Source organism: Herminiimonas sp. KBW02 (assembly GCF_003852535.1).
Classification (GTDB): domain Bacteria; phylum Pseudomonadota; class Gammaproteobacteria; order Burkholderiales; family Burkholderiaceae_D; genus Oxalicibacterium.
Genome location: NZ_QAJP01000010.1, coordinates 23728 through 46802 on the forward strand (window position 1 = coordinate 23728; position 23075 = coordinate 46802).

Sequence of the window (23075 nt, forward strand, 5' to 3'; positions counted from 1 at the left end):
ATGAACAAGCAAACCGAATTATTCATGACCAACACCCTGCCCGGCAGCAGTACACCTGGCGGCAAGTCGGTCGGCACCGCCTATCCGCACGAGTCCGCTTACCTGCACGTCACCGGAGAAGCAACTTATACCGATGACATCGTCGAGCTGCAAGGGACTCTGCATGCAGCGCTGGGACTATCGCAAAAAGCCCACGCCAGGATAGTCTCGGTTGACCTCAGCAAGGTCAAAGCCGTACCCGGCGTAGTCGCCGTGCTGACCGCTGCGGACATCCCCGGCGAAAATCAATGTGGCGCGATCATACGTGACGATCCGGTGCTGGCGGAAGACCTGGTGCAATACATAGGGCAACCGATCTTTGTCGTCATCGCCAACAGCCACGACACTGCACGCCGCGCCGCACGCCTGGGCGTCATCGAGTACGAAGAGCTGGCGCCGATACTCACGCCACGCGCCGCGCATGCTGCGCAATCGTATGTCTTGCCGCCCATGCACCTGCAACGGGGCGATGCCGCGGCCGCGTTCGCCGCAGCGCCAAACAAGCTGCAAGGCAAATTCGATGTCGGCGGGCAAGAACAATTTTATCTGGAAGGCCAGATCTCTTACGCGATACCCAAAGAGGGTGGCGGCATGCACGTGCACTGCTCGACGCAGCATCCGAGCGAAATGCAGCACCATATTGCACACGTCCTGCATGTGTCTGCGCACGATGTGCTGGTTGAGTGTCGTCGCATGGGTGGCGGCTTTGGCGGCAAGGAATCACAATCGGCATTGTGGGCCTGCGTCGCTGCATTCAGTGCGGCGCGCCTGCGCCGTCCGGTCAAACTGCGCGCTGATCGCGACGATGACATGATCGTCACCGGCAAACGTCATTGCTTCGCCTATGACTACGAAGTCGGCTATGACAACAACGGCCTGATCCTGGCTGCGCGCATAGACATGATCTCGCGTGCCGGTTTCTCGGCTGACCTGTCCGGTCCGGTCGCAACCCGTGCCGTCTGCCACTTTGACAATGCCTACTATCTGTCAGATGTCGACATCCACGCCATGTGCGGCAAAACCAATACCCAGTCGAACACCGCCTTCCGTGGTTTCGGTGGCCCGCAAGGTGCGATCGCGATTGAATACATCATCGATGAAATCGCGCGCAATCTCGGCAAGGATGCACTGGAAGTACGTCGCCTTAACTTCTACGGCAGCAGCGATGCAGACGGCCCGGATGCACGCAACGTCACGCATTACGGCCAAAAGGTTGAAGACAACATCATCCATGCACTGGTCGATGAACTGGAAGCCACCAGTGAGTACCAGGCGCGCCGCCAAGCCATCAATGCGTTCAACGCGTCGAACACCATCCTGAAAAAAGGACTGGCGCTGACACCCGTCAAATTTGGTATCTCGTTCAACGTGCCGCACCTGAATCAGGCCGGCGCATTGGTACACGTATATACCGACGGCTCCGTCCTGGTTAACCACGGCGGCACCGAAATGGGACAAGGCCTCAACACCAAGGTGGCGCAAGTCGTGGCGCAGGCACTGGGTCTGCAACTGAATAAAGTACGCTGCACCGCTACCGACACCAGCAAGGTCGCCAATACCTCGGCTACCGCCGCGTCCACCGGCACCGACCTCAACGGTAAAGCAGCACAGCATGCTGCATTGCAAATCCGTGACCGCCTGGCAGGCCTGGCGGCACAACGTTTCGGCGTCGATATTGCCAGCATCGTCTTTGCCAACGACCAGGTGAGTTCCGGTGAGCACAGCCTGGATTTCAAGGAACTGGTCATGCTGGCCTATGTTGCCCGCATCCAGCTCTGGTCAGATGGCTTCTATTCGACACCACGCGTGCACTGGAATGCGAAGACCATGCAGGGCCATCCGTTCTACTACTACGCTTATGGTGCAGCCGTGGCCGAAGTGGTCATCGATACACTGACCGGCGAATGGAAGCTATTGCGTGCCGATGCGTTATACGATGCCGGTGAAGCATTGAATCCGGCCATCGATCTGGGGCAAGTGGAAGGCGGCTTCATCCAGGGTATGGGCTGGCTCACTACCGAAGAACTGTGGTGGAACAAGGATGGCAAGCTGATGACGCACGCCCCTTCCACCTACAAAATCCCGGCCATCTCGGATTGCCCTGCCGACTTCCGCGTCAAGCTCTTCAAGAACAGCAATGTGCAGGACAGCATACACCGCTCGAAAGCCGTCGGTGAACCACCGCTATTGTTGCCGTTCTCGGTCTTCTTCGCGATCCGTGATGCAGTAGCAGCCGTCGGCGACAATCGTATCAATCCGCCTTTGCGCGCACCGGCCACCAGCGAAGCCATACTCGATGCAGTCGACGCCGTACGCGCCGCCATCCATTAGCAAGGAGTCACGCTATGTCTACATGGTTGGAAGCTTTGCAAACAACGGTATCCGCACAAGAAACTTGTGTGCTGGTGACGGTTGCCGGCATCCAGGGTTCGACCCCGCGCGAAGAAGGCGCGCGCATGGTGTACACGGCGACGCAGCAATTCGACACCATAGGCGGTGGCCATCTCGAATGGCGCGCCGCACAGATTGCACGCGACATGCTGGCCGACATTACGCCGAATCGCCGCATGAATTACGTCGAACGCATCGCGCTCGGCCCTAGTCTCGGGCAATGCTGCGGTGGTGTGGTATTCCTTGCCTTTGAAATCATCGGGCAACGTGCCGCCGCCATGCTCGACGGCCTGGCACGCAGTTGCAAGGAAGGCGCGAATATCTGGCGTGCGGTACCGCTGGAATCCAACGACGCGGCCATACTCTACGATCTCAAGGGCGCAGCCTGCGATGCTGCTGGTGCAGTTTTGCCTGCGGACATGTTCGTTGGCAGCAGCGCCACTCATATCGCACGTGATGCACAGGGTCGTCGCTGGTTGCTGGATCTGTGCCAGGCGCATGTACCGCAAGTCGTGCTGTTCGGTGCAGGGCATGTAGGTACCGCCATCGTACGCATGCTGAGTATGCTGCCGTGTCGCATCCTGTGGGTCGATGAGCGGGAAGATATGTTCCCGACTGATTTGCCACCACAAGTCACGATAGATGCCACCGATGTACCGAATGCCGTCGTCGGCAAGGCTGATCCAGGCGCTTACTTCCTGGTCATGACGCACAGCCACTCGCTGGACCAGCAATTAACCGAGCAAATCCTGAAGCGCGAAGACGTCGCCTGGTTTGGCCTGATCGGTTCCTATACCAAACGCAAACAGTTCGAGCACCGCTTGCAGGACCGAGGCATCACCGTCGAGCAACTGAACAGGATGACCTGCCCTATCGGCATACCCGGCATCTATGGCAAGGAGCCCGCCAGCATTGCTATTGCCGTGGTGGCACAACTGATGCAACTGTGGGAACTACGCGCGCCGCATCACAGCTCGGTAATGAGTTCCATCGTTACACCTGCCCATACACCTCAAGACACACCGCAAAACTGAAGCAGATTTTTTCTACACCCGACATTTTAAGCACTGACTGTTACTCATGATTTCTAACGTACAAGCGTACCGCGCAAGCCTGCTCCATTTTTCCAATGACCCTGCCTTCGCTGAGGATGCGACGCAGTGGCATAGCGATGGTTTGCTGGTCGTTGCAGATGGCAAGGTAGTCGCCGCCGGTGATTACGATCGCTTACTGTCCACCCTTCCAGCTGGCGCCATGACCCATGACTGGCGCGGCAAGATCATCACGCCCGGTTTCATCGACACCCATGTGCACTATCCGCAAACCGACATGATCGCGTCGCCTGCACCTGGTCTGCTGCCGTGGCTCAACACCTATACCTTCCCGACCGAACGACGTTTCGAAGATGCCGCACATGCCGGCGAAGTCGCAGACTTCTTCCTCGCTGAATTGCTGCGCAACGGCACCACTACGGCAGCCGTGTATTGCACCGTGCATCCGCAATCGGTCGATGCGTTCTTTGAACGCAGCGATGCGCTGAATCTGCGCATGATCGCGGGCAAGGTCATGATGGACAGGAATGCACCTGACTTCCTGCTGGATACAGCTGAAAGCAGTGCCAGGGATACCGAAGCGCTGATCAAGCGCTGGCACAAAAAAGGACGCCAGCACTACGCGATCACGCCACGTTTCGCACCGACCTCGACCGAAGCACAACTGCGCCTGGCTGGAGAACTGGCATCGCAGTACCCGGACACTTACATCCAGACCCACGTCGCTGAAAATACCGATGAAGTGAAATGGGCCATGGGACTGTTCCCGGACAGCCGCAGCTATCTCGACATCTATGAAAAGCGCGGTCTGATGCGCAAACGTGCGTTGTACGCCCACTGCATCTGGCTGGATGATGATGACCGCGCACGCATGGCGGCCACCGCATCGGTCGCAACGGTGTGCCCTACATCCAATCTCTTCCTCGGCAGTGGCTTGTTTGATTTCATCAATGCCGACAAACTGCGCATGCCGGTTTCACTCGCAACCGACGTCGGCGGCGGCACCAGTTTCTCCATGCTGCAAACCATGAATGAGCTATACAAAGTCGGTCGCATGAGCGGCGTACATCTTGCGGCGCAACGCATGTTTTACATGGCGACACTGGGTGGCGCACGCGCCTTGCAACTGGAAGGGACGATTGGTAGCTTTGCGGCTGGTTGCGATGCAGACTTCATCGTGCTCGATCCGCAAGCTACACCTTTGCTGTCACGCCGCAGCGCGACGACTGACAGCCTGGAAGAACAATTATTTGCGCTGGCGATACTGGGCGATGACCGCGTCATCACCGCAACCTACGCAGCAGGTGAACGCGTGCATCAACGCGCAGCCTGGATTTAATTCACCTGGCTCTACAAACCCGAAGGAATGGTGTGCAGCAACTCGCCCAGGCGTTTCTGCACCCATTGCGTCGTCGCATCAGGCTGATGCCCTTGCAGCCACAACATACGCACCGACAGCAGCGGCAAGGTAAATTCATCGCAGGGCAATTCCTGCAGATGCAAACGGTACTCTTCGTACTGGGCGATATTCAACGGCAGGATCGCCCAGCCTATGCCGTCCGCCACCATCGCCGCAATACTGTAAAAACTATCGGAGCGCCAGACCGACGGACTCAGTGCCGGGTCGGCAAAGTCATCCATATGCATCAGGAGCTGCCTGTGCTTGGCCAGATCACGTTGCGTGATTTTTTTAATCTGCGTCAACGGATGCTGACGACTCACATAGATACCCTGCGCCACACTGCCGATATGCTTTTGCGCAAATGACAGCGAGCATGGCCCGCGATCAAAATGGAAGGCTACGCTGGCGCGCTGCTTCTCTACGTATTCAGCCACCTCAGTTGCCGTACCATTCAGTTGGGTCAGTTCCAGCGAAGGGAATCGTTCCGAGATTTCCTTCACCAGCGCACCGACCGCGAGGTAAGGCAAAGCCTCATCCAGCGCCAGCGTCAGTTTCGGCTGTTGCCCCGCCGCGAATGATTGCGCACGCTGGTCCAGTCCCTCGGCCTGGCGCAACAACTCGCGCGCTTCCAGCAGCATGACTTCACCGGCCGGTGTGAGTTGCACATTGCGCCGTGAACGATCAAACAAATCAAAGCCCAGATCCGCTTCCAATAAGGCTATGGCCGTACTGACAGCGGATTGCGCCTTGCCCAGGCGACGCGCGGCCGCAGAGATAGAACCAGCCTCTGCGGTCACGACAAACTGCTTCATGCGATCAATAGTCCATTCCATTCATCTATTTTATAGATGGTACTTAACTTTGTCCAAATCTAATATTGATGGATTATAGACAAAGTTACACAACAAATCGGCTCTTTTGGGCCAAAAAGTCATGAATCAAAAATCCATCACCCCAAAAACTGTCACCATAAACTGGTGCACAGATGCGGCACTAAGCGAGGCGCTTACCCAGCTCTTCGTGATGAATGCGCACACACAATATATTTCCCACTCCGAGCTGCAAGGATCACGCGCGGCCAGTCCTACGCAATGGCGCAGCGACCTGACGGCAACCTTGCGCGCAGAACTGAGCGCAACACTGGCGCAGGATCCGGCCAGCGCAAATCAACTGCTTGCGACTGCAAACATAGGCGATGACATCGTCGGTATGGCGCTGGTATCCATCGATAGCAATCCGGACGTTGCCACGCCTTATGCGTCGCTCGACGATCTCATCGTGCACCCCGAGCATCGCGGTAACGGTATCGGCCAGCAATTGATCGCATGGGTCGAGCAGCAATTACTGGCACGCGGCATCCAGCGTCTGTTCCTCGAAAGCGGCGCAGGCAACCATGATGCACACAGCTTCTTCCATGGCCTGAACTTCCAGACCGTATCGGTCGTGATGATGAAGGAGCTCAGCCATGCTTAAGCAAAATAAACAAAGCCTGAAACAAACCGCCATGCTGCCGTCTTCCAGCCGCTGGCTGGTGCTGGCCATCGTCTCGGTAGCGCTGTTGCTGATCGTGGTCGATATGACGGTGCTGTATGCTGCCTTGCCAAGATTGACCGCTGACCTGCAGGCATCAGCTTCCGCCAAGCTGTGGATAGTCAATATCTACGCGCTCATCGTCTCCGGGCTGCTGCTTGGCATGGGCACGCTGGGCGACAGACTCGGACATAAATCCTTGTTCGTGGCCGGACTCGTGGTGTTTGGTATCGCCTCGTTGTGCGCGGCCTACTCACCATCTTCCGCTGCGCTGATCGCATCGCGTGCATTGCTGGCGGTAGGTGCGGCAATGATGATGCCGGCTACGCTGTCCATCATCCGGCTCGCCTTTGCTGATGAAAACGAACGCGCGGTCGCGATCGGTATCTGGGCCGCAGTTGCCTTCGGTGGTGCCGCGCTGGGACCGGTGATAGGCGGACTGTTGCTCGAATACTTCTGGTGGGGTTCGGTCTTCCTGATCAACGTACCTATCGTGCTGGTGGCATTGCCTATCGCGTTGGCTTACATACCAAAAAGCCAGCCTAACAAAACACGTCCATGGGACCTGGTCGGTTCACTGCAAATCATGGCGGGTCTGGTCGGCGTGACCTACGCATTGAAAGAAGCAGGCAAGCACAACCCGGCATGGGGCATCGCCTTGCTGACACTGCTGTGCGGTATCTTCTTCCTCGCCATGTTTGCACGCAGGCAGCAACATAGCGCACATCCGATGATCGATTTCTCGTTGTTCAAGAACACGATTTTCTCGTCATCCGTAGCGGCCGCTATCGTCTCTGCTGCTGCCCTGCTGGGTATGGAACTGGTGTTCACACAGCGTTTGCAACTGGTGCTCGACATGACGCCGTTGCAGGCTGGTGTCTTCATCCTGCCTTTATCGCTGGCGGCTTTTGCTGCCGGTCCGTTGACGGGTCGCGTATTACCGAAACTGGGTAGCGCGTTTGTCTTGTCGTTGTCGCTGCTAATCTCCGGACTTGGTATGGGTGCTTATCTGTTCTTGTTTGACGCCGCAGCATGGATGCAAATCATCTGCCTGCTGGTGCTCGGTGCCGGTATCGGTGCAGCGATGACGGCGGCATCCAGTACCATTATGCAAAGCGCTCCGGTGGATCGCGCAGGTATGGCAGCTTCAGTCGAGGAAGTCTCGTACGAGCTGGGTAGTGTCTTCGGCGTGACGCTGATGGGCAGCATCCTGTCGCTGGCCTATGCAAGCACATTGAACCTGCCTGCTGATATGAACCTGCCTGCCATCGTGTGGGACAGCCTGGATGAAGCGCTTATCGTGAGCCAGGGTCTGTCTCCGGCTGTTGCACAAGTGGTTGATGCTGCTGCCAAAACATCATTTGATGTGGCGTTTACGGCTGTCATTGCAACCGCGACCTTCCTGTTATTCCTGACCTCCGGCATCGTCTGGTGGAGTAATAAAAAAAGCGAGCATGTTGCCATGCTCGCCGAATCGCACTCAACTACTTGAGCCCCGGAGTAAAGCTATGAGGCCGGTCAGGTATTTCTGCCCGGCCATCTAGATCAAGATGATCAGAAGCGGTGACGGATACCCAGCGCAACGGTGTTGCCGGTGTTTTGCCGGGTGATCTTGTCGTACATATACACCGCATAGAGATCGGTACGTTTGGAGATGTTGTAGTCATAGCCAAACGATGCCGTATTGCGCTTCAAATCCTGTCCTATCGCTGCGCCATCACGCTTGGTATTTGCCCATGACGCGAGGATAGCACCCTGCCCCAGCGGGATGCTGGTACCGAGCTGCATGGTGCGGTCTTTCAGATCGATGTCGTGACTGGTCTGGTTATAAGTCGCAAACAACTTGGCCACCGCGAAATCATACGAACCACCGACAAACCATCCGGTCTGACGCGCTGGCGTCAAGCCTCCCACCAAAGTCGCTGCCGGCAATACATTGCCCGCGGTCTGTTCCAGTGGATTATTCACTTTAATCTTTTGGTAGTAGGCCGCCAATCCCAACGGACCATTCGAATACAGCAAGTTCATGCCGACGTTATTCTTGCCGGTCTGTCCTGCGACTTCGCCGAACTGGTAATGAATATTCGCTTTCAGGCCCGCCATATTAGGCGTGGTGTAAACGACCTGATTGCTCCAGCCGGTATCCGCCGCCACCGAATTGCTCCAGCGCGAACCATTGAACAGCGGCACGTCTGCGTGCAACATCAAAGGCGACAACTGGAATGAATCACCGAATGGATTAAACAGGATGGATGGCAGGAAGTGCGGCGCCAGATCGCGCCCCAGCGAAACCTCACCGAAGCTGCCGATCAGGCCGACGTTCGCATCACGCGAGAAGAAAGTTTCATTGCCGTCGAAGCGGCCAGCACCGCCCGTATCCGCACGGAAGAATGAAGTCAGATTGAATTTGGCTTTAAGGCCGCCACCGAGATCTTCGGTACCCTTGAAACCAAACCATGAAGTGGTCATGCCACCGCTATTGACGACGCTGCTGCGTCCGGCGTCGCCGCTGTATTTGACTGAACCGATAAAGTTATCGACCAGGCCGGTGACCTGTACAGATGTTTGCGCCATTGCTGGCAATGCACATGCTGCGCCCAAAGCTGCGACGCACTGCAGCTTGCGCAGTGTATTTTTTCTTGCACCCATTTTTGTCTCCTCGTTTTTATACGTGTAAAGAAATTTGCTTTCTTTTATTCACGGCACTGCTTCTTTTTATGTGTACTGCCTGTTTTATTGCGCTGCCTTACAACTCTTTTGATGCCCTCAGCACTGCCAACTACATTGCTCAATACAGCGCTGGCGGATGCACTCCGCCAGCGCCTGATACTTCAGATTACTTAGGGAAAACTGCTTTCTTGATGATCGCGTGTACACCCCAGTTGCCATCGACGACTTGCGTAATACCGAAGTCGACCGATACCGAGATCAGCGAGATCGCTTCGTCTTCGGTCAGGTTGCGCGTATCCATGAAGAAGCGACGGGTCTTGTTGAAGGCATCGGTCATTGCGCTGTCCAGCGAAGATTTTTTGAACAGTTCAGACGTACCATCCACACCGAATTCCTTCAGGTAATTCGGGCTGCTGAAGCCGTGCACAACCAGCTCGCTTTCGGTTTCCAGCAATGGATAGTCGAGGCCATACAGCTTGGTACCTGGCAGGTCTGCTTTCTTGTGCAGGATGAACTGGAACAAACCAGTCAGCGAGCATTCGATCGCCGTACCGCACAGTTCCGCGTCACCTTGCGAAGCATGTGGATCACCAACCGAGAACATCGCGCCTGGCACGACCACAGGGAAGAACGCCGTTGCGCCCTTGCCCATACGCCAGTTATCGAAATTACCGCCGCTGTAGCTAGGAATGATGGACGACACCATATCGGCTTCGACTGGTGCGACACCGATCATGCCGAAGTGCGGACGCACAGGAATTTCGTAGCCCTTCAGGACGTCGTAGTTAGGTTTGATGCTGCTCTTGTCGACTGGCACGCCCGGGTAATCGATGATCGGGTGCACCACGCCGAATGGATCGGTTTGTGGTGTCCAGCGGTAGTTATAAACTGCCTTGGCCCAGGTCTGCTCACCGCTCGCATCGACTTCGTAAATAGTGATGACTTCACGGCCTTTAGGCTCGGTGATCAGGTTGTTGTAGTGGAAGCCCCAGTTACTCGCGACGTTGGAACCGAAGGTCTTGCCACGGTAGTCAGGGTTGCCGGATGGACGTTGCATGGTATCGACGATGCGTACTTCGAGCACATCGCCTGGCTCTGCGCCATTGACATAGATAGGACCGGTGCAAACGTGCACGCCCAGACCACCGCCCGCACCCAATGGATCATCCATCGCACCCGCACCACGGCGATCAACTGCCTTGCTATTCGCATCCCACTGGAAAATGCTTTCCGCACCAGCATCACCTTTGACCATGCGCTCGATATCGTCGTTGGAGTGATGCGTGATTGTTTCTATCGTGGCGTAATCACCGGATTCCAGCTTCAGCAGCGGCTCCATGGTCTTGCTGAAATAGCCCCAGTGGATAGTCTTGTTATTGGCCGGGACGTAGTAGTGGCTGACCTGTTCGCCAGCCTTCTTCGAAGGCAGCGCACGCTCGGTAACGCCTGCCAATCCGGCTACACCAGCGGTAGGCTGACCACCGATAGCGGCGCGCAAGCTCTGACGCGCTTCCTTAAACTCGCCCTGCAAATCGGGATCGTTCAAATGGGAAAAATGATTACATCCGGTACTGCAAATATGGTCTCGCATACATCTCCTGATCTCTTTGACACACCACCTGATTGTGGTTTGGAGAGATCATATGAGCGAGAAGGTTCTCAAATCTTGTACGGAGACGCACAAATCATTGTTCGGCGAATAGTAGTTATTTACCATGCACCGCCATACCAGCCACGGGTTTTGCTTTGCACCATCCTGGCTTGGCAACTACTTCATACCCTGAAGAAACAAACTGATATGCAATCCATGGAAGTATCAATGTCCGCCTTAAATCAAAAAACTGCGACCAGAACTACCTTCACCATCGGCTGGACGTGTCTGCTACTAAGCATGGCTATTTTCGCGTCAACCCTGAGTAAGCTAGCCTACGCAAGTCCGGAGTCTAAAGTTGTGAGCAACGATCCCTTCTATCTGCAACTAGCGCAAATCAATGAGCCCTATATCTGGCGTCTGAGCGACGGTGAGATGTTGACCAATGGCCTGAGCGATGCCCAGGGCCGCGTCATCGTGCTGCGTAAAGCAATGCGACAAGACTACGTACTGGAAATGCTCTGGGGTCAGTTCCCGGTGTCAGTACCGACTGCATGCTGGAAGCTGACACCGGCACAATTTATACGTTGCGTCAGGATAGGTCCGCGTGAAGATACGGCAGAAGAACTAGCTCGAAAACAGGCCGATCGTTCCCGACGTGAAGAAAATACCCGAATCAAGGAAGACGGCGTGGCCTGGGTCACTGCTACCCTGTCAGCAGCCGAAGCGCAGACACTCTTGCAGGACACCCTGGAAGCGCAAAACAATTGGCGCAAGACGCCTGCGGGGGCGCTCAATGCGGCGAATTTCAATTGTCGCCCACCAGCTGTGCCCAGCATCACACCCGTAGCCGAGGCAGCCTTCGAGAACGCGCGCAACACTCCCCGCAATCGTGCACGCCCCGCCTATACCGAAGCCGCACGGCTGGGTCACTGGCGAGCCGCGGCACGTTTGGCCAGTGGCTTGCTTGACGATGAAGACTGGGAATCCGCGAGCATGGTCATAGCCTGGTTGCTCAAGCACGAAGTCCCCGCAGGCTACAACAAATTAGCTGACCTGCTGGCAGTCACCGGCCGCTACGAAGATGGACAGATGAGTCCGTCAGAACACTCCATAGAACTCTCGTTGCGTTGGCGCGCTGCCCAGCTCGGCGACCCAGTAGCGCAGATGACCATAGCCAACCACCTCGAAAAAGCTGGCAACAAAGAGTTTGCCCGAACCTTGCAGGCCTGTGCCAAGGCGCACAACCCAGAGCTCTAGACTCTTCCAGTCGTATATTCCGTAGCAATATGATCGCTCTTAAATTTTTTGAATAAGCAGAATCAAGTTCACACTTGAAATAGAAAAAGGGGGTTACGAATAATCGTAACCCCCTCTGTTTCAGATCGGCCAATTATCTATTTTCTGTTGCAGTGCGAAGAATGTACGATAACTGAGGCATAGCATCAGAAAACTTAAAGTCCTGTGCGGCTTCTATTGCTTGCTCTTGGTACGCTTTGCAAAAGACTTGAACCGGAACCTGATAACGTTCGGACAATGAGTGGTGCATTGCCTCTATATCAGTCCTGGCTTTAGGAAGTACATGTTCCCTGAAAAAAGCCTCAGCATCCTTAGGACTCACAATCGATGCAGCGCCGTCAAAATCTAATTTATTCAGTCGTTGCACTCCACTGACGAACCCATCAATAGGCACACCCTGCTTTGCACAATACTCTGCCCTACCAACCGTTACTACAAAATAGTAAGCCCAAAACTCTCCTGCCGCGTACCGCACTTTTTCCTTGGCATCCAGCTTGCGCAAGACTTCATTCGCGGCCTTTCTACCTTCATTTATCAAAATTTCATCTCTGCCATCCATGGTTTCTGCCATATCGGCCTTTGCACTTATGCCTCTTGCTATATCTAAACCGGCATCAACCATTACAGAGATTTTCTCTTGTTTAGCAAAATGAGCCACAACACCGGGCAATCCAATACCGAGTAAAGCCGCAGCGACAACTACCACCACAGTTCGTACATTAGAAGACCATTTAAGCTTGTTCCCAATACCGGAGGCCAAAACAGCTCCTACTGCACCACCAATAGCGCCTATAACAACCCGCCCTATACCACTCAGAAGAAAATCAATCATTTTGATGACCTAGACATTTGCAAAGCCGATCATATTGCCGTTAAGCCTCAAAAATTAACATCCCATATATCTGGTACGGCAAGTAAAACTGAATTATCTGCACAAAGACATCAAACCATTGCGAGGCGGAGAACGCAAATACTCAAAGCGGTTACAAACAAGTACATCGGAATCAGGAAGTCAGCATTGCCCTTCGCAAATGTAAGAGACCTAACGGCGGGCAACATCGAGGCACGTATAAAAGCACGTTTTGAAAGTCTGTATTCCATCTCCAAACTTTCGAGCTTAGTAATACCTGCATAATCGTGTTCTACATGACCATTACACTTCCCCCGAAACGGCCAAGCCCCGTCTGCCGTATACACCACCACCTTCCCTATATCTGCAGATTCATCGTGCACTGAATTTTTTGCCATCACGGTTATGAACTTTGAACGACAATACCCATTAAGAACATTTATGGTGTCAATACGAATCAAGTCAGCGACGTTTGCGTTGCGCCACACTTTGAATTCATTCCATGCTGCCGTTCGCTGATCACCAGTTACCCCATCAAACCAGTATCTTTGAAATATGTAGAGCAATATCAGCAAAACAGCTCCCCAAACCTTCCATTCGACAAGACCAGATATGGTGAACACACTTATCGTCACATCTTTGCTTATATTCACATCGAAGAAATGGAATAAGACAAGCAAGGTCGAGGCGACAACCAAGTTTCGTCTAACTTTATCCTGAGTTTCATCCATATAGCGTCAACGTCACTTTCATGAAGATTGCTAATTATGCCTTTATGATTTACCAAATTGTAGAGATGGCATGACTTCTCTTGAATACCGAGCAAATGCTGTGGCTACGAAGAAATTGCTTAGTCTTTAGTAGAAAACGTTTTGGTGAGTTCAGGACTGCCTTTTACACGCCCTCTTGCTTGAAACTGGTTGAAACTACATATGCGAATTTGCGGCATATCGATGTCTCCGCTAGAGCACAAAGACGCAAAAATAGCCTAAGCCATGAAGAAAAAGGAGCGGGACGAAAGGTAGTCCAGCGAATACAAAAAGCTATCGCAGGAAAAATTCCTTATAAAACAAAAGGAGAACTAGCTTTCGCTAGTTCTCCTATTTGCCTTACTTTGGTGGGCCTCCCGTGAGTCGAACACGGCACCAACGGATTATGAGTCCGCTGCTCTAACCAAGCATGAGCTAGAGGCCCGAGAACTTGATGAGAGCTTAATTACCTTCCAGGAAGCTCTTCAATTTATCTGACCGCGATGGGTGACGCAGTTTGCGCAACGCCTTTGCCTCTATCTGGCGAATACGTTCACGTGTAACGTCGAATTGCTTACCCACTTCTTCCAGCGTGTGATCGGTCGACATTTCGATACCAAAACGCATACGCAGAACTTTGGCTTCGCGTGGTGTCAGGGAATCGAGTACGTCCTTGACTACACCGCGCATCGAAGCGTGCAACGCTGCATCGGCCGGAGCCAATGTGTTGTTGTCTTCGATGAAGTCGCCCAGATGCGAATCGTCGTCGTCGCCTATCGGTGTTTCCATCGAAATAGGCTCTTTCGCGATCTTCATGATCTTGCGGATTTTGTCTTCCGGCATTTCCATCTTGATCGCCAGTGTTGCCGGATCCGGTTCTGCACCGGTTTCCTGCAAGATCTGACGCGAGATGCGATTCATCTTGTTGATAGTTTCGATCATGTGCACCGGAATACGGATGGTGCGAGCCTGATCGGCGATCGAACGAGTGATGGCCTGACGGATCCACCAGGTTGCATAAGTCGAGAATTTGAAGCCGCGACGATATTCGAACTTGTCCACTGCCTTCATCAAACCGATATTGCCTTCCTGGATCAGATCCAGGAATTGCAAACCGCGATTAGTATACTTTTTCGCGATGGAAATGACCAGACGCAAGTTAGCTTCTGTCATTTCACGTTTCGCTTTGCGTGCCTTCATTTCACCGGCAGCCATCTTCTTGTTGATGGCGCGCAGGTCAGGCAACGGCAAGACTACACGTGCTTGCAGGTCGATCAGTTTTTGCTGCAGTTCTTTGACGGTCGGTACGTTACGTGCCAACACGACGCTGTATGGATGCTTGCCGTTTACTTCACCGTCTACCCAGTCCAGATTGGTCTCATTGCCCGGGAAGACTTTGATGAAGTGGCCACGCGGCATGCCGCAACGATTCACTGCAACGTCGAGAATTTGTTTTTCGATGTGACGGACTTCATCAACCTGACCACGCAGGGTGTCGCACAGTTTCTCGACAACTTTAGCGGTGAAGCGGATGCTGAGCAGTTCATTCGAAATGACTTCCTGCGCCTTGACGTAAGGCTTGGAGTTGTAGCCCTCTTTCTCGAACGCTTTGCGCATCTTGTCGAATTGCTGGGCGATGGTCGAGAATTTGGCGAGCGAGTCACGCTTGAGTTGTTCCAGCTGTTCGCTCGAGAAACCGGCGGCGCCAGAAGCGGCTGTGGTTTCTTCTTCTTCCTCTTCTTCGTCCTCTTCCTCTTCTTCGTCTTCTTCGTCATCCGAAGCAGCGGCAGGAGCAGGAGGGGCAACTACTGGTTCAGCAGCGTCCAGGTCGACCAGGCCGTCGACGATTTCGTCGATCTTGGCTTCGTCTTTGGAGATGCGCTCAGCAGCAGCAATGATTTCTGCAATCGTGGTCGGGCATGCGGAGATCGCCTGGATCATGTCACGCAGGCCGTCTTCGATACGTTTTGCGATGTCGATCTCGCCTTCACGGGTCAGCAGTTCAACCGAACCCATTTCGCGCATGTACATACGCACAGGATCGGTGGTACGGCCGAAATCGGAATCGACGGTCGAGAGTGCGGCTTCAGCAGCAGCTTCAGCTTCATCATCGCTGGCAACGGTCGCTACGTTGTCGGACAGGAGCAGTGTTTCTGCATCCGGCGCCTGTTCGTAGACCGCGATACCCATGTCATTGAAGGTACCGATGATGCCTTCGATCGCTTCCGGATCGATGATGTTTTCTGGCAGGTGATCGTTGATTTCTGCGTACGTCAGGAAGCCGCGTTCTTTACCGAACTTGATCAGCGTCTTGAGCTTCTGACGACGCGCTTCGAGTTCTTCTTCGCTGGCTTCTGTATCGGACGAGAATGCGTCTTTCAACAATGCTTTTTCTTTGGCCTTGCGATCTTTGGCTTTCGCTTTGTCGACGGCTTTGAGTTCTGCGCGTTCGACCGCATTCAATGCTGCGATTTCATCGTTCTCAGGCTGGAATTCTTTTGGCTTACGGCCACGACGTCCAGGTACTTTCACCGACGGCAGGATGTAGCCGGAGGTGTCGATCGCAGCGAGGGTAGCGGCGTCGGTAGTCTGGCTGACGGTCGCCGTGATCATGACGTTAACGCCAGGACGCGACTCGACTTTTGGCTCGACTTTTGCTGACTTACTAGCAGACTTCACTTCAGATTTCTTATTTGTCACAGGGGCTTTCGATTGCACTGATACCGGCTTTGCAGCAACTTTGGCTGCAGGCGTTTTCGCCGCAGCTTTGCTCGGCGAACTTGCTACTTTGGTCTTGGCAGCCACAGCTTTCGCCTGGCCAGCCGACTTAACAGCAACTACTTTTTTCTCAACAGTCTTACTTGACTTCACCGTTGCAGCCGATTTGGCTTTGCTCGCGGTGAGCGTTTGGGTTTTCGCGGGTTTCTTCATTGCATTCGCCATTGGATCAACTACCAAGGTTATGCTCTTGAAGCGCGGTTAAGCTTGCGCTCGACGAGCTGATTTGCGCATTCAACTCCGGCTTACGCCCGCGCAAGTTTATTGATTTTCTTTCCGATTACTTTATTACCACCATGTCTAAGAGCTTGAATCGAAAGCCTTTAATTATAACATAAGAGGGAACACTTCCCCTCCCTGAGAGAGCAAAATTAGCCTCTTTGCATCATTTCTGCCTGCGCCTGACGCCGCAACTGCTCTTGTTGCAGGGTCAATTCGCGGAAGCGCGCCTGCGCTTCTTCTCCGACCAATCCACCGGCAACCAGAAGCTGCAATTCATCGCGTAAGGCCTGCATTTTGGTCTGCCGGATCGCTCCGGCCAGCTCCAGCCGGGCCAGCACCACATCGGACTCCGGTTCGGCGGCAATTTCTGCAATCAAAGGCTCAAAATCCGAGCCACTGGAACGCAGCATTTCGGCCAGAATCGCAAAATTCGCCTGCGCCCCCATTTCACGACTCAGGGTGACCAGCTGAATCAGCATTTCGGCACGCTCAGGCGCCAGATGCGTAGCGATCTCGAGCGCGGCCTGATCCATCTCTGCCGCCAGCACCGGATGCGCCACCAGCAGGCGCATGATCTGGCGCTCCAGTCCCTGCGGCGCTGCACGCTTGGTACGCGGCGGCGGTGCACGCACGTGGGAAATCGGCTGCGCCAGTTCAAACAGCGCTTCGATTTCCGCCGGCGTGCTTTCCGTTATCTGCGCCAGGCTACGCACTATCTGCAAGCGCAACGACGACGGCGGCAATGCCTGCAACAGCGGCTTCGCATCGAACTGCGCACGGGCGCGGCCTTCCGGCGTACCGAGGTCGTTGTCGCCAACTGCTTCTTTCAGCAAAAACTGTGACAAAGGCATCGCATCCTGCACCTGCTTGTCGAATGCTTCGGTACCGAGTTCACGGATGTAGCTATCCGGATCATGCTCACTCGGCAGGAACAGGAATTTGATGACTTTGTTGTCACCGGCATGCGGCAAGCTGGCTTCCAGCGCACGACGTGCAGCGCGACGGCCAGCCTTGTCACCATCAAAACTAAAAATGACCTGATCGGTCTGGCGCAACAGCTTTTGCACATGGATAGGCGTACATGCCGTACCCAGCGTCGCCACTGCTTGCGGGAAACCCAGCTGCGCCAGCGCAACCACGTCCATATAACCTTCAGTCACCAGCGCATAACCAGCTTCACGGATAGCCTGGCGCGCCTCGAACAAACCATAGAGTTCGCTACCCTTTTGAAATAAGGGCGTCTCGGGCGAATTCAAGTATTTCGGCTCGCCCTGATCCATGACACGCCCACCAAAACCGATGACCTGGCCCTTGGTATTGCGGATCGGGAACATGATGCGATCGCGGAAACGGTCATAGCGCTTACGGTTAGCGCCCTCTTCTTCCGCTTTATCGATGACAAGGCCGGATTCGACCAGCGCTTCGACTTCGTAATCAGGGAAGACTGAACGCAAACCATCCCAGCCGTCCGGTGCGTAACCCATGCCGTAACGGGCCGCGATCTCACCCGTCAGGCCACGCCCTTTCAGGTAGTTCTTTGCCCCTTCGGCATGCCGCAATTGCTGGCGATAGTAATCACAGGCACGCGTCATGGCTTCCGACAACGCCAGGCTTTTAGCCTGATGCTCGGCACGCTGTGCCGGCGGCAAACGATCTTCCGCTTCCGGCACGATCATGCCGACGTTTTGCGCCAGATCCTTGACCGCTTCAACAAATCCCATCCCCGAGTATTCGATCAGAAAACCGATGGCCGTACCATGCGCACCGCAGCCAAAGCAGTGATAAAACTGTTTGGTCGGACTGACGGTAAAACTGGGGGATTTTTCGTTATGGAACGGGCATAAGCCCATGAAGTTCGCGCCGCCTTTTTTCAGCTGCACGTAACGACCCACCACGTCGACAATGTCGACGCGGTTGAGGAGGTCCTGGATAAACGACTGTGGTATCACGCCGGCAGCTTAATGCTGGAGACGATCAGGCTTTGGTCAGAGCAGTTTTTACCAGGCCGGACACGGCAGTCATGTCGGCACGGCCAGCGAGTTTCGCTTTCAGGATAGCCATGACTTTGCCCATGTCTTGCGGACCGGCAGCACCGGACGCAGCGACGGCAGCGGCAACTTCGCCCTGCACTTCAGCATCCGACAATGCGCTAGGCATGTAGGTAGTCAGCACAGTCAGCTCGGCTTGTTCGATATCAACCAGATCCTGGCGACCGCCAGCCTGGAATTGCGAAATCGAATCCTTGCGTTGCTTGATCATTTTTTCAATGATGGCTTGCACTTGCGCGTCATCAAGTTCGATGCGCTCATCGACTTCTTTTTGCTTGATAGCAGCGGTAATCAGGCGAATCGTGCCCAGCTTGCCCGCCTCTTTGGCGCGCATCGCCGCTTTCATATCTTCTGTGATCTGTTCTTTCAGGCTCATACGCACCCCGATATCTGATTAATCAAGCGATCATTAAAAACGCCAAAACCCGCTGCGGACCAACACCGGAGCGGGTTTGCGACTAATTCCAGCTACCGCACGCTCACAAGGGCGTGCAGCAATTGGAATTAGTACAGTTTCTTAGGCAATTGCTGGCTGCGGATACGCTTGTAGTGGCGTTTCACAGCTGCAGCGAGCTTGCGCTTGCGTTCAGCAGTTGGCTTCTCGTAAAACTCGCGCGCGCGCAAATCGGTCAGCAAACCAGTTTTTTCAATGGTGCGCTTGAAGCGACGCATAGCGACTTCGAACGGCTCGTTTTCTTTAAGGCGGATAGTGGTCATTTAAATGTAAACCAATGTTGGGTAGTGAGTCGAAGATTATAGCAGCCTTGTTCAACAAAGGGAAGGCTCTTTATTCACCCCAAAGCGGTTACGGGGCCAAAACGCCACACATGCAGCGCCAGGCCCCGTGCAGACTGGCTTAATGTCCGTAAAGCTTCAGGCTCAGGTCGGCGTCCCAGTAGGCAGCTTCCAGCTTGTGCCCTTCCGGATCGCGGACAAAACAGCCGTAATACGGGTCGCCGTACAACGGACGCGGACCCGGCGCACCGTCATCAGTCGCGCCAGCCGCCAGCGCTGCGTCATAAAACGCATGCACCTGCTCTTTACTGGTGGCGATAAAGCCCATATGAAAGCCATTGCCGATTTCCGCTGGCTTGCCGTTATGCGGCGTCTGCACCCAGAATTCCGGATATTGCCGACCGTAAGCCACCGCACCCGGGTGCTCCATGATGACTTTAATATCCAGCGCTGCCAGCACGACGTCGTAAAACGCCCTGGCCTGCTCGTACTGGTTGGTACCTATGGAAACATGGGAAATGATGCTGGGATTCTCGTTGCTCATATGGTCGCTCCTATATTTATATACAAACAGCCGACAGCATAGCTTGCGCTACTGACAATAGATGTCAGTAGTCTTGATCCCGGATTACACTGCTTGCCCGGCTGCAACACCCGACGCCCACGCCCACTGGAAGTTATAACCACCCAGCCAGCCGGTCACATCGACCGATTCGCCAATGAAGTGCAAACCCGGCACCTTGTTGACCATCATGGTTTGTTGCGACAGCTCACGTGTATCCACGCCGCCCAGCGTGACTTCAGCCTTGCGGTAGCCTTCCGAGCCATTCGGAATAATGCTCCACTGGTTGAGCGAGGCGCCCAGACTGCGCAATTGCTTGTCCTGCATGTCCGCCACGCGTGCATCCGCCTTGAAACCGTTGACCGCCAGCCATTCATCTGCGAGGCGCGATGGCAACCATTGCGCCAATTGATTGCCGAGGTTTTTCTTGCTGCTGGACTTGCCTTCTATCAATGCTTCGGCAATGTCGGTCTCCGGCACCAGGTTGATGGTCAGCGGCGTACCGGGCTGCCAGAAGCTGGATATCTGCAGGATGGCCGGGCCGGACAAGCCGCGGTGCGTGAAGAGCAGATCTTCCTTGAAGTAGCCACGTGTTTTCTTCGCGCCGGTTTCGACTTCGACTGGCAAGGCGATGCCGGACAAAGGGACGAAAGGTTGCCAGGCGTTAGCATCAAAGGTCAGCGGCACCAGACCCGGACGTGGCTCGACCATTTTCAGGTCGAATTGTTTGGCGATGCGATAAGCGAAATCGGTCGCGCCTATTTTCGGGATCGACAAACCGCCAGTCGCGATGACCAGACTATTCGCAAGGATGTCGCCGGTATTCGTTTCTATCCTGAATTGCTCGCCGCTTTTACTGATGGTCGCCACTGTGCACGGCATGCGCCACGACACATTGCCGAGCGCGCATTCGGCTTTCAGCATGCTGATGATGTCTTCCGCAGAGTTATCGCAGAAGAGCTGGCCTTTATGCTTCTCGTGATACGCAATACGATAGCGCTTCATCAGCGCAAGGAAGTCCTGCGGCGTATAGCGCGACAAGGCGCTTTTGCAAAAATGCGGATTTTGCGAAAGGAAGTTTTGCGGCGTGGCGTCGATATTGGTGAAGTTGCAGCGACCACCACCCGAGATGCGGATTTTTTCTGCGAGTTTGGCTGCGTGATCGATCAGCACTACGCTCTTGCCGCGCTGGCCGGCAACTGATGCGCACATCATGCCCGCTGCGCCGGCGCCGATTACGGCAACATCAAACTGTTTAGTCATGGCTTACTACAAATGGAAATAAGCCGTGATTGTAAGCGCAGCCGGCACCAGCCAGCCGCTTGTTTTAAATTCTATGCTGTCAGTTGGGCAAGAACTTCTTCACGCAAGGTATCGGTGAAGGTCTGTGTCGCCTCTTGCGCACCGCCTTGCATCGCGCAACGCACGACGTCGCCAATGACGATAATCGCAGGGCTGCCTATACCGGACTCCGCCAAAGCCTGCGGCAAAGCCGACAAGGTAGTAATCAATTGTGCCTGCGCCATACCGGTCGCCGACTGAATGACCGCTACCGGCGTCTCGCCTGATTTACCGCCAGCCAGCAACGCCGCCTGGATTTCGGCACAACGTGCGATCCCCATGTAAATCACCAGCGTCAGGTTCAATTTCGCCAGCGTAGTCCAGTCTGGATTGGATTCGGCATTCTTGCCATGACCTGTAATAAAGATCGCGCCCTGGCTCCAGTCGCGGTGCGTCAGTGGCACGCCTATCGATGCGGGTGCGGCCAGTCCGCTGCTGATGCCATTGACGACTTCAACTTCGATACCGGCAGCCTGCAAGTGGTCACGCTCTTCGCCACCACGTCCGAAGATGAACGGATCGCCCCCTTTCAGGCGCACCACACATTGCCCTGCTTGCGCTTCGGACAACATCAGACGTTCTATAAATTCTTGCGGCGTTTGCTGGCAGCCGCCGCGTTTACCGACGTTGACTACGCGCGCGGTGGACGGCGCGTATTGCAGGACTTCCGGATTAACCAGATCATCGATCAGGATCACGTCTGCACGTGCGATAGCTTTAACTGCCTTGAGGGTCAGCAAGTCCGGATCGCCGGGACCTGCGCCGACCAGATAAACCTTAGCTGCTGCTTGCTGTGTTTGCTGCTCGATTCGCTGCTCCATCTTGTACACCTTGTTTGCTTTGTATGTTCCTGGATACAAGCAAACACTGTTCCACCTGCTCTGAAATGGATACCGGTATCGGTTCCTCGCCGCGCAGCGCGGCTTCTATCCATCTTGCCGTCGTTACGGCGTCGCGCTCGGCAGGCAAAGGCGGCATATCATCCACCGGCTCCTGTCTTTGCACCAATACAGTGCACTCACCATCATGCATCCAGCTTATTTGTTGTGCACGCTTGGCGTTGGCGACGGTTTCTCCCTCGGTGCCACGCATCAGGAAAGCTTCGCCGCGCTCGGATGGTGCAGCTGTCGTGAAGTAGCTGGTCAGCATGCTCAGGTATTCAGGGTGCGTGTACGACGTCAGGCGCAAGGCCGGACCCGCAAACGGTTGCATGATTTTGACCAGGGTATGCGTAGAGTTACGCACACCGAGGATGCGCCGCATCGCCAGCAAACGTTCCAGGCGTGGCGCCAGGTCTGCAATCGGCATCAGTACCGGCGCACGTAGCGCAAATTGTGCTGCGACCTGCGCGGCGGTATGCGACAACGGATATCCCATTTCATGCAGGATTTCTGCCGTGGTCACACGGCCCGGATCGCTGGTCACGCCATGAATGAATACAGGGGCACCGGCACGTGCCAGCAACAAAGCCATCAGCGGCAACAGATTCGGCATCTGCCGTGCACCGTTGTAGCTCGGAATCACGATAGGTGCGTACTCGCCTGCAGGTACCGGCAAGGCGTCGAACGACGCTTCAGCGGCATCGATAAAACCTGCGATCTCATCCACCGATTCACCCTTGATGCGCATCGCCAGCATGATGCCGCCCATCTCCAGGTCGGACACGCGGCCATCCAGCATGGCGGCATACAGTTGATAAGCATCGTCGCGCGACAAACTGCGCGCACCTTTGACGCCACGGCCGATTTCTTTAATGAAACGAGCGGTAGCGAAAGGTTCAATATGGGAAGGATTTTGCATGCTGCAGAGGGTACAC

General features: G+C 54.7%; 20 protein-coding genes and 1 tRNA gene. 7 read left to right on the plus strand and 14 right to left on the minus strand.

Translation table 11 applies throughout. From position 1 onward, the window contains the following. The 3 genes from xdhB to guaD are packed head-to-tail and all read left to right on the plus strand — an operon-like array spanning position 1 to position 4821. Positions 1-2370 (plus strand): xanthine dehydrogenase molybdopterin binding subunit, encoded by a 2370-nt coding sequence (gene xdhB / locus DBR37_RS15970; protein ID WP_124575587.1) that lies wholly within the window; start codon positions 1-3, stop codon positions 2368-2370. Between the two features lie 14 nt (positions 2371-2384). After that, on the plus strand, positions 2385-3464 hold the full coding sequence (xdhC, locus tag DBR37_RS15975; RefSeq protein WP_124575478.1) for a xanthine dehydrogenase accessory protein XdhC: 1080 nt from the start codon (positions 2385-2387) through the stop codon (positions 3462-3464). Between the two features lie 46 nt (positions 3465-3510). Next, on the plus strand, positions 3511-4821 hold the full coding sequence (gene guaD, locus DBR37_RS15980) for a guanine deaminase (RefSeq protein ID WP_124575479.1): 1311 nt from the start codon (positions 3511-3513) through the stop codon (positions 4819-4821). Between the two features lie 11 nt (positions 4822-4832). Here the strand turns inward: guaD and DBR37_RS15985 are convergent, their stop codons facing one another. Continuing rightward, positions 4833-5717: a LysR family transcriptional regulator gene (locus DBR37_RS15985; RefSeq protein WP_124575480.1), complete on the minus strand. Its 885-nt coding sequence runs from the start codon at positions 5715-5717 to the stop codon at positions 4833-4835. Positions 5718-5817: 100 nt separating this feature from the next. Here DBR37_RS15985 and DBR37_RS15990 point away from each other — a divergent pair, with 100 nt between their 5' ends. Both DBR37_RS15990 and DBR37_RS15995 read left to right on the plus strand, forming a co-directional pair. Then, the gene (locus tag DBR37_RS15990; protein ID WP_124575481.1) at positions 5818-6357 is read left to right on the plus strand and encodes an N-acetyltransferase; all 540 of its coding nucleotides are present in this window, start codon (positions 5818-5820) and stop codon (positions 6355-6357) included. Continuing rightward, on the plus strand, positions 6350-7906 hold the full coding sequence (locus DBR37_RS15995) for an MFS transporter (protein WP_304999921.1): 1557 nt from the start codon (positions 6350-6352) through the stop codon (positions 7904-7906). The genes DBR37_RS15990 and DBR37_RS15995 overlap by 8 nt, the downstream gene beginning before the upstream one ends. Before the next feature lie 62 nt (positions 7907-7968). On the opposite strand, the gene DBR37_RS16000 is transcribed toward DBR37_RS15995, so the two are convergent. Continuing rightward, a complete protein-coding gene (locus tag DBR37_RS16000) occupies positions 7969-9063 on the minus strand; it encodes a porin (RefSeq protein ID WP_124575482.1) in 1095 nt (364 codons plus the stop codon). 187 nt (positions 9064-9250) lie between these two features. Then, positions 9251-10675 carry an acetamidase/formamidase family protein gene (locus DBR37_RS16005; protein WP_124575483.1) on the minus strand — a complete coding sequence of 475 codons (1425 nt, stop codon included), beginning with the start codon at positions 10673-10675 and terminating at the stop codon, positions 9251-9253. Positions 10676-11035: 360 nt separating this feature from the next. On the opposite strand from DBR37_RS16005, the gene DBR37_RS16010 reads away from it, so the two are divergent. Then, positions 11036-11935, plus strand: a complete 900-nt coding sequence (locus DBR37_RS16010; RefSeq protein WP_124575484.1) for a hypothetical protein — start codon at positions 11036-11038, stop codon at positions 11933-11935. Positions 11936-12068: 133 nt separating this feature from the next. Here DBR37_RS16010 and DBR37_RS16015 read toward each other — a convergent pair whose 3' ends face one another. The 4 genes from DBR37_RS16015 to rpoD form a co-directional block, all read right to left on the minus strand. Continuing rightward, on the minus strand, positions 12069-12806 hold the full coding sequence (locus tag DBR37_RS16015) for a hypothetical protein (RefSeq protein WP_124575485.1): 738 nt from the start codon (positions 12804-12806) through the stop codon (positions 12069-12071). A 110-nt stretch (positions 12807-12916) separates the two neighbouring features. Then, positions 12917-13555, minus strand: coding sequence for a hypothetical protein (locus DBR37_RS16020; RefSeq protein WP_124575486.1), 639 nt, complete (start codon positions 13553-13555; stop codon positions 12917-12919). Between the two features lie 384 nt (positions 13556-13939). Further along, positions 13940-14018 (minus strand) — tRNA-Ile (locus DBR37_RS16025). Positions 14019-14035: 17 nt separating this feature from the next. Then, on the minus strand, positions 14036-16186 hold the full coding sequence (rpoD, locus tag DBR37_RS16030) for an RNA polymerase sigma factor RpoD (protein WP_233588409.1): 2151 nt from the start codon (positions 16184-16186) through the stop codon (positions 14036-14038). On the opposite strand from rpoD, the gene DBR37_RS17325 reads away from it, so the two are divergent. After that, on the plus strand, positions 16185-16556 hold the full coding sequence (locus DBR37_RS17325; RefSeq protein WP_233588410.1) for a hypothetical protein: 372 nt from the start codon (positions 16185-16187) through the stop codon (positions 16554-16556). The genes rpoD and DBR37_RS17325 overlap by 2 nt on opposite strands. Before the next feature lie 166 nt (positions 16557-16722). Here the strand turns inward: DBR37_RS17325 and dnaG are convergent, their stop codons facing one another. The 7 genes from dnaG to ybiB all read right to left on the minus strand — a co-directional run bounded on the left by dnaG (position 16723) and on the right by ybiB (position 23059). Beyond that, a complete protein-coding gene (gene dnaG, locus DBR37_RS16035; RefSeq protein ID WP_124575487.1) occupies positions 16723-18522 on the minus strand; it encodes a DNA primase in 1800 nt (599 codons plus the stop codon). A 25-nt stretch (positions 18523-18547) separates the two neighbouring features. Then, entirely contained in the window at positions 18548-18997 is a 450-nt protein-coding gene (locus DBR37_RS16040) for a GatB/YqeY domain-containing protein (RefSeq protein WP_124575488.1), read from the minus strand. Positions 18998-19125: 128 nt separating this feature from the next. Beyond that, positions 19126-19338 (minus strand): 30S ribosomal protein S21, encoded by a 213-nt coding sequence (rpsU, locus tag DBR37_RS16045; protein WP_011870001.1) that lies wholly within the window; start codon positions 19336-19338, stop codon positions 19126-19128. A 139-nt stretch (positions 19339-19477) separates the two neighbouring features. Then, entirely contained in the window at positions 19478-19900 is a 423-nt protein-coding gene (locus DBR37_RS16050) for a VOC family protein (protein ID WP_124575489.1), read from the minus strand. Positions 19901-19984: 84 nt separating this feature from the next. Next, positions 19985-21181: an NAD(P)/FAD-dependent oxidoreductase gene (locus DBR37_RS16055; protein WP_124575490.1), complete on the minus strand. Its 1197-nt coding sequence runs from the start codon at positions 21179-21181 to the stop codon at positions 19985-19987. A 71-nt stretch (positions 21182-21252) separates the two neighbouring features. After that, positions 21253-22080, minus strand: coding sequence for a uroporphyrinogen-III C-methyltransferase (gene cobA / locus DBR37_RS16060; RefSeq protein ID WP_124575491.1), 828 nt, complete (start codon positions 22078-22080; stop codon positions 21253-21255). Then, on the minus strand, positions 22037-23059 hold the full coding sequence (gene ybiB, locus DBR37_RS16065) for a DNA-binding protein YbiB (RefSeq protein WP_124575492.1): 1023 nt from the start codon (positions 23057-23059) through the stop codon (positions 22037-22039). Before ybiB ends, cobA begins: the two co-directional genes overlap by 44 nt. Positions 23060-23075: the final 16 nt, after the last annotated feature.